The sequence below is a fragment of the Enterococcus sp. 10F3_DIV0382 genome (assembly GCF_002140245.1).
Lineage (GTDB): Bacteria > Bacillota > Bacilli > Lactobacillales > Enterococcaceae > Enterococcus_B > Enterococcus_B lactis.
On sequence record NZ_NGMF01000003.1, the window covers coordinates 1 to 11,437 of the forward strand.

Genomic DNA, 11,437 nt, shown 5'->3' on the forward strand with positions numbered 1-11,437 from the left:
TTTTTCTTTGTTTTCCAAGTAAGCTGTGGTCTAGTTTTTCTGATTTATCCATGTTTTTACGTGGCGGAACGGATATAGTAATGCCCATAAGGGCAAGCTTTTCATGGATTTTATGGCTAATATATCCTTTGTCCCCTAGGATATTGGGAAGATTCGCTTCTTCCGATAAAGTCTCTAACACTTTCACGTCATGGACACCTGGATTCGTGATTGAGTAAGTAATCGGAAAGCCAGTCTTAGTAACGATCATATGAATTTTAAGACCATAAAAATAAGATTTTTTTGTTGAGTTATAGCCAACTTTGGCTATTTGATTCAATAGTTTTGCTTGTCTATTTCTAACTGGTTTACATAATGGACTAGGAAAACTATCTATAATTCCGACTAGTTCACCTTTGGTGAGCTTCTTGATGAAAAAGTATCGAATAATCTTGATAGTGTAAGCTAAGTTTGAACTTAAGCGAGTGAATCGACTCCTACTAGGAAAGTCACCATTAGGAAATAAGACGGAACAAACCGCTCTATACGTGGCTCTTTGGCTAGTATATCCATTAATTATGCCCCATATAACACAAGCAATAATCACTGTATCGCGTTGCTTCAGTTGATCAGTATTTCTTCGGTTTTTAATCTTATCTGGTACACAATTGTGGTATATGTTAGAAACAGTTCTCATAATTTCCTTGAATGTTATAAAAGTATCTGTATAATGTTCAGTATATTTTGATGAACGCATATGTAGTCCTCATTTCTTGGGAGTTTTGAGACTACTATATGCGTTTTTTTGTTGATTTACCAACATGTTTAGACATTTTCCTCTAGGAAAAAATTAACTAGCACCACGGGTATAATTCGGTAATAAGTATTATCAAAACTAGATATATGCATAGTGAAGAAAATGTAATAGAAAATTATGCAGAAGCAATATTTCAAAATGGTCTAAATGAAATGCAAGAAGAAATGCATAAATACTTTAGTTTTAGATTGGCATCTGTTAGAAATCTTTATATGAGTAATTTTTTAAGAGAATTTGATAAAGAGAAGGCATTGATTAAAGAAAAGATAGCAATCAATTTTAGTAAAGCACATATTGAAAGTGTGAATAAAGAGTTCAAGAAATTATCAAATACTTTAAAAGAAATATCAATATTAGATAATAAGTTTAAACAGTTATGTATTAATTATGAGGAGGAAAAACTATGAATGAAATATTAAAAACAGAATTAGGTAATGTACAGAAAGTTCAAATAGATAAGCTTCATTTAATTTATTCAGAGATTGACAATAGCATAGAAGATCAGCAGAAAGGTTGGCCGGAATTTGAAGCGAAATTTCCATCTCTTACAGGGCGTAAGCTTTTAGGTTTAGATTATGATGAAAAAAACAAATATCGAATGTGTTCGATTGTTAAAGAAGAAGATAATGGAGATACATTTGGATTTAAAACTTTTATGTTTGAAGGAGGTACTTTTATGAGATTACGTTTAAATTATGAGCCTCCTGAACTTTATGAGAAAATAGGTCCTGCATATAATTTGCTTATAAGTAACTATGATCAACAAATTGATTGGTCATTACCCTTCATTGAACAGTATAAAGCTAGAAATATTCTTGATATAATGGTACCAGTTAAACAATAAAATAGATTAAGCAAGGAGATTGTTTATGGTAATCATTAAATCATTTAACAATACCATTCGTTATATTGAAAATGTTCTTGATGATGAAATTGATGAAGCTGAAATTACTCGATTATCAACTTATTCGTATGCAATGTTCAGTAGATTATTTTCAATTTTAACGAATATGACTTTATCTGAATATATGCGATTAAGAAAATTGTCTAAAGCTGCAATAGAAATAAGGAGTTCAGATATAAAAATAATTGATGTAGCCATAAAATATGGTTATGAATCTTCTGATGCTTTCACTTATGCGTTTAAATTATTTCATGGTGTTACACCGAGTGACGTCAGAAGAGGTTTAGCTTATAAAGTCATATCACCTATACAATTATCCCTCAGTGTTAGAGGTGGTAAAGACATGGAGGTTACTATCCAAAGAAAAAAATCAATTTATGTTTGTGGCGTTCTTTTAGAAAATATTGATGCTGAACAATGTTCAAATGCTTGGTTAGAGCTATATAAAAGATATAGTCATAAAGAATTATCTCCTTTTGGTAATGGAAAATCATATGGAGTATGCTTGATAACGGGAGCGTCAATAATTTTGTGTAAATAACTCGTCCTTCTGCAAAATAATGGGTTACTCAGTAAACATTGAAGCTAATGTATCCGTCACTTGTTGGAAGCCTTTATGGCTTCTATTTAAGAATTTTTGATTGTATGTATCAAAGATGGATACTAGGAAACGCTCTAGTGATTCTTCATTTTGAAACTGCTCTTTTCTGCGGCTGTATTTCTTGATTTGTTTATTGAAAGATTCGATTAAATTAGTTGAGTAAATGCTTCGGCGGATACCAGGCGGAAACTCATAAAAAGTCAATAAATCTTGATTTTTTATCAGTGACTGCGTCACTTTAGGATAAGTTTTCTGCCACTTCTCAATCATACTCCCTAAAAAGGTATTTGCCTCTTCCTTTGAGCTAGCTTGATAAACAGCCTTAAAATCATCACAGATTTCTTTTCGATCTTTGACACGTACTTTATGAGCAATATTACGGGAAACGTGAACACAGCAATGTTGGTATTTAGCTTTAGGATAAATCTGGTGAATCGTATCTTTCATGCCTTTTAAGCCATCGGTAATAAACAGTAAGACATCATGAACCCCTCTGGAGTAAATGTCCTGTAACAACTCATTCCAAACGTAGGTCGATTCAGTCGGGGCAATCGCATAACTTAGTACTTCTTTAGTGCCGTCTTCTCGTATACCAATGGCAATATAGATTGCTTCTTTGGAGACGGTTTGCCGTTTTAAAGGAATATAAGTAGCATCCATGAAAATAGCGACATACTTATCATTTAGAGTTCTAACTTTAAATGCATTTACTTCTTCAGTCAGCACTTTAGTCATGTTGGACATGGTTTGGGGCGTGTAGTGATGCCCATACATTTTCTCAATCAAGTCTGCGATTTCCGACATGGTAATACCTTTTCGGAAGAGGTGAATGACGGTCTCCTCTAAGGTATCATTCGTCCGTCTATAAGCAGGAACAGTCTGTTGCTTGAACTCGCCGTTGCGGTCGCGCGGAATCTGGAGATGAAGTTCCCCGTACTCGGTCTTGACCGTAGGGTCATAGGAGCCGTTACGAGAATTACCCGTGTTAAAACCAATGCGATCGTACTTTTCGTAATCTAGGAAAGCCGTTAACTCCGTTTTGAGAAGCGTATTGACAGCTTTTTCCAAATGGACACGGAATAATTCATTCAAATCGCCTTTGTTCGCTAGAGTCTTTAGAATTTCTGTAGTAAAATCGTTCATATGGAAGTCCTCTTTTCTGTGAATGTGTTGTGGTAACTCTATTCTACAGAAGGGACTTCCTTTTTTCTATTTACACAAAATATTTTACACTCTCTTGATAACAAATGAAGCGAATAAATTAAATTATATGGCTTCATATGATATTAGAAAGAGTGAGATTGATAAAAAAATGAATTTAGATTTTATGGAAATTGAAGAAACAGAATATGCTATTATTAAATTAAAAGGCAAAGTTCCAGAATGTATACAAGAAGGCTGGAAATACGCAATGGAAGTTTTCTTTCCTCAAGAAGGATACCGTCATTCTGGCAAACCAGATTTAGAAGTATATTTTGAAGGAGATATGAAAAAAGAAAATTATAGTATGGAACTTTGGATTCCAGTTGAAAAAGAAAATTGAAATAACCACCGGCCAGCAGTTTATTTAGTTACCCTTTAGTTACCCCTGAGTGATATTTGGCGCTGTTCTATGCAATCGAAAAAATCAGAAATCCTTTAATATCAATGCTTACGATAGTTTATACAACTGTACGAAAACCTAAAGTTTTTTGAACGTAAGAAGCCAGGTCTTAAAGGCGCTCGTCGTTCACCACAGTTCTCAAAACGTTAATAGAAACATTGATATATCAGTGTTTACAGAGCTTTTTTGGTTCAAGTTGGTTCAAATCAGCTTGAACCCTTATAAAGCACTTAACAGATTTAAAGCATCGGCATCTTGCTGGTGCTTTTTTTCTGGCATTAATTCCAGATAATAATTTTGTGTAGTTTGTATGTTTATGTGTCCTAATCGTTTAGATACATATGCAATATCTATGTCTTGAGAAAATAGAAATGATGCATGAGTATCTCTCAAACCGTGAAATGTTGTTTTTTCAATGTTTAACTTCTTCAATAACTCTGCTAATTGTTCCGACTGTTTAAAACCGCCAAAGCTGAAAATATAACCATTCTCTTTAACAGGAATTTTACGAATGAGTTCATATACCTCTTTGTTAATAGAAACATCACGTTTTGCATTTTGTGTTTTTAATGAAGTATCATCAGAAGTAGGACTGATCGAATGTCTAACCCTTATTCCGTATTCATAAAGACTCTCTGGGCGTATTGCTAACAGTTCTCCACGTCGCATCCCCGTTTCTAATGCAAGTAATACAAGCAAGTTAAATTCGTCTTCTGGATGCTGTAAAACGTAATTACGAAGTTTTCTAAAATCGGTGATAGATAATGCTTTATTACGTTTAGGTGGATTCTCTCCACGTGTTTTTACTAAACGAGCAAAATCATTTGCAATATAGCCACGAGCATGGAAGATATTAAGGTTACAAAGAGATTAGTCGAAGCTGGGAAGTTACTAGGCATCGAAGTACTTGATCATTTAGTAGTAAATAATAATAACGGTTTTACTAGCCTGAAAGAAAGAGGCTATATTTAAAAGGGAGAAACAACTCCCTTTTTTTCTTCAAGGTTTACTATGTACAATTGCATCAAATGAATTTAGTAAAGTACTTTATGATAGAATAGAACTAGTTAGAAATGATATAGATATCCGAAAGTACTGACACGAAAGGAGGGTACTATGTTTGAAAGAGGAAATTATTAAGTCTAAGATTCGTGTTCAAAAACATGGAGAAGTATTTACCCCTAAAAGAATAGTTAATAAAATGCTAGATATTCCAGAGGTAAAAGATGCTTGTGAAAATTTAACAGCAACCTTTTTAGAACCGGCTGCAGGGGAAGGTGCTTTTTTAGTTGCAATACTTGAGCGAAAGTTAAACATGGTATCTGAGAAGTACAATAAAGACTTAATACAATATGAAAATTATTCTTTGCTCGCTCTAACAACACTGTACGGAATTGAATTATTGGAAGATAATGCCCAAACATGTGTGATGAACATGTTTCAACAATATTATGATAAGTATAAAGAACAAGTAGAACATCATGGCGGAAAATTAAAGGAAAAGGTGCTAGATAGTGCAAAGAAAATCATTTCGCTAAATATTTGTAATGGTAACTTTTTAACGAGAAAATCAGCGGATGGAAGCCCTTTAGTGTTTAGTGAATGGCAACCTATTAACATGAGGAAAACATTGAAAAATATTAAAATACAAAGAACAGAGTATACATTGGATGAAATATATGGAAGTGTAAAAAAAGAAAGTGGTCGAGCAATTAATAATTTATTACAAGAACCAGTACAACTAGATTTGTTTGACTTTTTGGAAGATGAATCTGAAAACATAAATGAATTTCAAAAGGAAATGCGATATATACCTGTCAAGATAACTGATGTTTATAGAGATGAGATGGAGGAAGCCAATGGATAAGACAATAATTAAGCCTTTTCAAGAAATTAAATATAAGGTGTACGGTTATACCTTACCTGAGGTTCCAAACCGCGATGGCTATGTGAAGATAGGTGATACGACACGTGACGCTGTTACGAGAATTTTTGAACAAGTAGGTACAGCTGGTTTAAATCCTAAAATTTTATTTGAGAAACTAGCTCGTAAATCTGATGGAAAATGGTTCCGTGATAAAGATTTACATAAATTTCTTATTTTAAATGGTATAGAGAAAAAGGATTTTAATAGTCGTGCTGATGAGTGGTTCTATTTTAATGGAAATCTGGAAAAGGCTGAAGAGTTAACGAATAAGTTTATTAACCGTGATTATGATGAAATACAAATTGATGATAAACGTTCGGATTATATATTAAGAAATGAACAGCAACAAGCAGTAGAAAAAACGTATGAATATTATCAAAGTAAGCAGGAGCCCAGAGAATTTTTATGGAATGCAAAACCACGTTTTGGGAAAACATTAACAACTTATGACTTTATTAGAAACCTTAACGCAAAGAATGTTTTAATTGTAACAAATAGACCAGCAATTGCTAACTCATGGTTTGATGATTTCCAAAAATTTATTGCCTGGCAAGAGCCACAAATGAAGTTTGTATCGGAAACAGATGCACTAAATGGAAAAGCGATGACTAGAGATCAGTATCTCGAGTTTATTGATACAACTTCTCATGCTAATCCTACTCAAATTGCATTTATTTCATTGCAAGATTTAAAGGGTGCAGAATTTGCAGGAGGTATGTATAAGAAACTAGAATGGGTAGCTGGACTAAACTGGGACTTGCTCGTAATTGATGAAGCTCATGAAGGAATCGATACTAGAAGAACCGATATAGCATTTAGTCAATTAAAAAGAGACTTTACCCTGCATTTATCAGGTACTCCTTTTAAAGCCTTAGCTAAAGGTGATTTTTCCGAAGAACAAATATTTAATTGGTCTTATGTAGATGAACAAGAAGCTAAAGAAAACTGGGATTCAACGATTGGTAGCAATCCTTACGAAAGCCTACCGACTTTAAATTTGTTTACGTATCAAATGAGCAAAATGATAGAAGATGAAGTATCGGCTGGGTTAACAATAGAGGAAGAAAAAAACGTTGATTATGCATTTGATTTAAATGAATTTTTTAGAGTTAAAGAAAATGGAAGATTTGAATATGAGGAAAGTGTTGTTCGTTTTTTAGATAATCTATCTTCAGGGAAGTTTCCATTTTCCGAAAGTCAGTATCGTAATGAACTTAATCATACTTTTTGGTTACTTCCACGGGTTAATTCCGCTAAAGCACTTGAAAAATTATTAAACTCTCATCCTACATTCAAAGATTACAAAGTAGTACTTGCAGCAGGAGATGGTGTTAGTTTACATGAAGGCATAGAATCAGAAGCACTTGATTTGAAAGAGAATACAAAAAGCTATGATAAAGTTAGGAATGCTATTAGAAATTATGATAAAACAATAACACTTTCTGTAGGACAGTTAACAACTGGTGTGACAATTCCTGAGTGGACGGCGGTATTAATGTTAAATAATATTGAATCACCTAGTTTATACTTTCAAGCTGCATTTCGTTCACAAAATCCTTATGAATTTGAAAAGGATGGAAAGTTATATCGTAAAGAAAATGCATATATATTCGATTTCTCACCAGATCGAACATTAAGGCTTTATGATGAATTTGCTAACAACTTGTCTAGTGGTAGTTCTAAAACAAGCGAAGAAAGAAAGCGCAAGATAAAGAAGTTATTAAATTTCTTTCCAGTAATTGCTGAAGACGAAGAAGGTACAATGCATGAAATAGATGCATCTGAAGTGCTGACCATACCTACAAGAATTACCTCACGAGAAGTTGTTAAAAGAGGATTTATGAGTAATTTACTATTCGCTAATATATCTGGTATTTTTTCAGGTGATTCACCATTTAAAGAAATTCTAGATAAAATACCACCTGAGAAAAATAAAAGATTAGAGAAACGCCGTGAGGTGTCTATTACTGATCCGCATTTAAATGATGATGGAGAAGTAGAGATACCAAAAGAAGTAGTGTTAGGTAAATCAAATGAACTTTTTGGCGAAAAAATTTATTCATCAATTGAAGTGGTTGATGAAGTTGTATCATCCCTAGAAGAAGTTGAGGAAAAACAAAAAGAGTCGATTAGAAAACTTGCGAAAGATATAACAGCATCATTTTCAGATGGCTTTAATAATCTAAAGGATTCATTCAAACTAAACAAAGGACAAACCGAAAAGTTAAGAGATTCAGTAAACAATTCTATTGAGGATATAATAACTGAGAAAAGTTTGACACTAAGCAATCAAGTTAAAGAGATAAAAGAAGAATACGAAAAGAAAAAGCAAGAAGCAGAGAAGAGAAAAGATGAAACAGAATTAAAAGTAGTGACTCAGCAATATGAAGAAGAAAAACAAAAGATAGAAGAGTCTTTCGCCGATGAAATTAATAAGGAAGTAGAAAACACTATTAACACTGTTGTCGAAGAACAAATAGAAAAAGTAGAGGAAAAGAAAAAGAAAACAACAGAAGATGATGTTCGAGATCATTTACGAGGATTTGCACGTACAATTCCTGCGTTCCTAATGGCATACGGGGATGATCAGACTAGATTAGAAAACTTTGAAAAGAATATTGATGAAGCTACCTTCGAAGATCTTACAAGTATCACAATTGAAGAGTTTAAGAAGCTTCGTGATGGTTTCGAATATGAGGATGATAAAGGCAATAGAAAAGTCGTTCATGGCTTATTCAATGAGGTAGTGTTTAATGCAAGTATCCAAGAATTTTTAGACACTAAAAAGCGTTTAGCTAATTATTTTGATGATAGTCTAGAAGAGGATATTTTTGATTATATTCCACCACAGAAAACGAATCAAATTTTTACGCCAAAAAGAGTAGTTAAAAAGATGGTCGATAAATTAGAAGAAGAAGAACCTGGAATTTTTTCTGATAAGACCAAGAAGTTTGCTGACTTATATGTAAAAAGTGGTTTATATATTACGGAGATAGTAAAGAAATTAAATGAGGGTTTGAAAGAACAAATACCAAATCAAAAGGAACGTATTAAATGGATACTTGAAAATCAAGTATATGCTTGTGCACCTGGTGATATAATTTACAATATAGCTAAAAATTTTATATTTACTGAATTAGATTATGTATCACCAAAAAATTTAATTTTAGCTGATACGGTGCATTTAGCGAACAAAGAAGTATTGGCTTCAAATATTAATAAAATTTTTGGAGATGATAATTTGAAGTTCGATGTGATTATAGGTAATCCTCCTTATCAAAATGAAGGGATTGGAGAAGTTGCTAGAGATGAACCAATATATCATAAATTCATGGAGGAATCTTATAAGATTGCTGACATAGTAAGTTTTGTGACTCCTGCTAGATTCTTATTTAATGCTGGTCAGACGCCGAAAAAATGGAATGAAAAAATGCTAAGTGACGAACATTTGAAAGTAGTATATTATGAACAGAACTCTGCTAAAGTCTTCCCTAATACAGATATAAAAGGTGGCATAGCTATAACTTACCGTGATACAAATAAGAACTTTGGTGCTATTGGTACCTTTACGCATTTAGAAGAGTTAAATACAATTTTATCAAAAGTATTAGACAACGAGTTTAAATCATTTAATGAATTGCTTTATGGGAAAAGTAGCTATAAATTTACTCCTAAAATTTACGAGGAAAATCCTGAATTGAGGGGTAGGGTATCGGTAAATGAAGAAAAATCTATTGGTTCTAATATTTTTGATAAACTCCCTGAAATTTTCTATGATGTAAAACAACAAAATAGAGATCAAATTCAAATTTTAGGACGTAAAAGTGGTACGCGTATATTTAAGTGGATTAATAAAAATTATGTTGAAAATCATCCTAATCTGGATAAATATAAGGTTATCCTTCCAGCAACAAATGGTACAGGAACGTTTGGAGAAACTTTATCCACACCTATTATAGGTGAACCATTTATTGGATATACACAAACATTTATTTCCTTTGGAGCGTTTGATAATAGATTAGAAGCAGAGAATGTTTTAAAATACATTAAAACTAAATTTGTGAGGGCGATGCTTGGAACAATGAAAGTAACTCAGCACAATCAGACAAAAGAGGTTTGGAAAAACATCCCTATTCAAGACTTCACCACAAAATCCCAAATTAATTGGTCAAAGTCAATAACTGAGATTGATCAACAGTTATACAAAAAATATAATTTGAATGAGAATGAAATAAGATTTATCGAAGAAAATGTTAAGGGTATGGAATAAAAGAAAAAGCACTTAGTGTATTCAACTAACATCTACTTGCAATGAAGCCAAAACGACAAACGTATTGAATCGTAAATTCTTAAGAGACAACCCATTAGAAGCGATCGTAACAGACTTGACTTATGTACGAGTCGGGAAAAAATGGAATTATGTCTGTTTCATTTTGGATCTGTTCAATCGAGAAATTCTCGGCTATTCTTGTGGAGAACATAAAGATGCCGTTCTAGTAAAAAAAGCATTTAGCCGTATCAAACAACCTCTGACAGAGGTTGAGATTTTTCATACTGATCGTGGAAAAGAGTTTGATAACCAAGCTATTGATGAATTATTAACAACTTTTGACATCAATCGATCATTGAGTCATAAAGGCTGTCCTTTTGATAATGCCGTAGCTGAATCAACTTATAAGTCGTTGAAAGTAGAATTTGTCTATCAATACACATTTGAAACCTTACAACAATTGGATTTGGAGTTATTTGACTATGTCAATTGGTGGAACCACCTTCGGTTGCACGGTACACTTGGCTACGAGACACCGGTTGGTTACCGTAACCAGAGATTGGCGCAGCGAATCCTTGATAATGAGCTCGGATGTGCTAACGCTAGCGAGGCAGTCTAACTTTAACTGTTAGCTCCTGCCGAAGATCGTCACATCCGAGGAGGCTCATTGTCAAGGACAATCGGAATAGCATACGGAAAGAAGTTCTGCACCTTATAAAATTTGTCAAAAAAACTGTTGCCATTCCATTATTCGCATAAAATTCAGTCGTATAAAGGTCGTTTAGTTATGACCAAAAAAGATGTTACACGTTATACATCCTCAAGAACTGGAGGCCTATATGACTATGCACCATTAGATGCATTGAAATATAAAGATCGTTTAAAGAAACATGAAGTAAAAGTTGGTGATCGATGGGAGAATGCATCTCATAAAGCATATAATTCCAAAATAGTCTATACAGTAGAAGATGCCGATGAGCAAAATATCACATTACCTGTATTCAATTATTGGGGAACAGTTGTGAAAGTAAATGGGAAAAAGAGCACTATAGAAAATGACAATGTTTTAGTGTCTATTAAAGGTACGGGAACTGTCTCTTATACACATCTAGATGTGATCTATAGCAAACAGTTAAAATCTTCCTAAAATAAGCGAATAGCATCTGTCTCTTATACACATCTAGATGTGTATAAGAGTATGATATATATCTATAGCAAACAGTTAAAATCTTCCTAAAATAAGCGAATAGCATTCCTAAAACCTATAAAATTTTTAGATGAAGCGACAAGTGGACAATTAATAAACTACTTGAACATGAAATTATGGATCACCTTC

11 protein-coding genes and 2 pseudogenes are annotated in these 11,437 nt (G+C 33.1%); 10 read left to right on the forward strand and 3 right to left on the reverse strand.

Annotated features, from left to right (window positions below; translation table 11 throughout):
* Positions 1 to 736: IS982-like element ISEfm1 family transposase (locus A5849_RS13260; protein ID WP_086310152.1), on the reverse strand; the 736-nt coding region annotated here is incomplete at its 3' end.
* Positions 737 to 882: 146 nt separating this feature from the next.
* Between A5849_RS13260 and A5849_RS13265 the strand changes: the two genes are divergently transcribed.
* Genes A5849_RS13265 through A5849_RS13275 form a run of 3 tightly spaced genes read left to right on the forward strand, consistent with a single transcriptional unit; the run spans position 883 to position 2,241 of the window.
* The gene (locus A5849_RS13265; protein ID WP_232575223.1) at positions 883 to 1,203 is read left to right on the forward strand and encodes a hypothetical protein; all 321 of its coding nucleotides are present in this window, start codon (positions 883 to 885) and stop codon (positions 1,201 to 1,203) included.
* Positions 1,200 to 1,640: a hypothetical protein gene (locus A5849_RS13270; protein WP_002383628.1), complete on the forward strand. Its 441-nt coding sequence runs from the start codon at positions 1,200 to 1,202 to the stop codon at positions 1,638 to 1,640. The genes A5849_RS13265 and A5849_RS13270 overlap by 4 nt, the downstream gene beginning before the upstream one ends.
* 25 nt (positions 1,641 to 1,665) lie before the next feature.
* A complete protein-coding gene (locus tag A5849_RS13275; RefSeq protein ID WP_256924090.1) occupies positions 1,666 to 2,241 on the forward strand; it encodes a helix-turn-helix transcriptional regulator in 576 nt (191 codons plus the stop codon).
* 24 nt (positions 2,242 to 2,265) lie between these two features.
* Here A5849_RS13275 and A5849_RS13280 read toward each other — a convergent pair whose 3' ends face one another.
* The gene (locus A5849_RS13280) at positions 2,266 to 3,444 is read right to left on the reverse strand and encodes an IS256-like element ISEfm2 family transposase (RefSeq protein WP_086310153.1); all 1,179 of its coding nucleotides are present in this window, start codon (positions 3,442 to 3,444) and stop codon (positions 2,266 to 2,268) included.
* A 22-nt stretch (positions 3,445 to 3,466) separates the two neighbouring features.
* On the opposite strand from A5849_RS13280, the gene A5849_RS13285 reads away from it, so the two are divergent.
* Positions 3,467 to 3,844 (forward strand): GyrI-like domain-containing protein, encoded by a 378-nt coding sequence (locus A5849_RS13285; protein WP_256924091.1) that lies wholly within the window; start codon positions 3,467 to 3,469, stop codon positions 3,842 to 3,844.
* Between the two features lie 126 nt (positions 3,845 to 3,970).
* Complete coding sequence (gene rpsI / locus A5849_RS15415; protein WP_195805005.1) at positions 3,971 to 4,054, forward strand: 30S ribosomal protein S9; 84 nt, start codon at positions 3,971 to 3,973, stop codon at positions 4,052 to 4,054.
* A gap of 69 nt (positions 4,055 to 4,123) precedes the next feature.
* On the opposite strand, the pseudogene A5849_RS13290 reads toward rpsI, so the two are convergent.
* Positions 4,124 to 4,750, reverse strand: a pseudogene (locus A5849_RS13290) (site-specific integrase); the annotation flags it as partial.
* On the opposite strand from A5849_RS13290, the gene A5849_RS13295 reads away from it, so the two are divergent.
* The 5 genes and pseudogenes from A5849_RS13295 (at position 4,748) to A5849_RS13315 (ending at position 11,248) form a co-directional block, all read left to right on the forward strand.
* Complete coding sequence (locus A5849_RS13295) at positions 4,748 to 4,876, forward strand: JAB domain-containing protein (RefSeq protein WP_086307533.1); 129 nt, start codon at positions 4,748 to 4,750, stop codon at positions 4,874 to 4,876. The pseudogene A5849_RS13290 and the gene A5849_RS13295 sit on opposite strands and share 3 nt — an antisense overlap.
* 148 nt (positions 4,877 to 5,024) lie before the next feature.
* Entirely contained in the window at positions 5,025 to 5,771 is a 747-nt protein-coding gene (locus tag A5849_RS13300; RefSeq protein ID WP_086310154.1) for an N-6 DNA methylase, read from the forward strand.
* Positions 5,764 to 10,101, forward strand: coding sequence for an Eco57I restriction-modification methylase domain-containing protein (locus A5849_RS13305; protein WP_086310155.1), 4,338 nt, complete (start codon positions 5,764 to 5,766; stop codon positions 10,099 to 10,101). Before A5849_RS13300 ends, A5849_RS13305 begins: the two co-directional genes overlap by 8 nt.
* A gap of 31 nt (positions 10,102 to 10,132) precedes the next feature.
* Positions 10,133 to 10,720 (forward strand): annotated as a pseudogene (locus tag A5849_RS13310) (IS3-like element IS1485 family transposase); the annotation flags it as partial.
* A 102-nt stretch (positions 10,721 to 10,822) separates the two neighbouring features.
* Positions 10,823 to 11,248 (forward strand): hypothetical protein, encoded by a 426-nt coding sequence (locus tag A5849_RS13315; RefSeq protein ID WP_086310156.1) that lies wholly within the window; start codon positions 10,823 to 10,825, stop codon positions 11,246 to 11,248.
* The last annotated feature ends 189 nt before the right edge of the window (positions 11,249 to 11,437 follow it).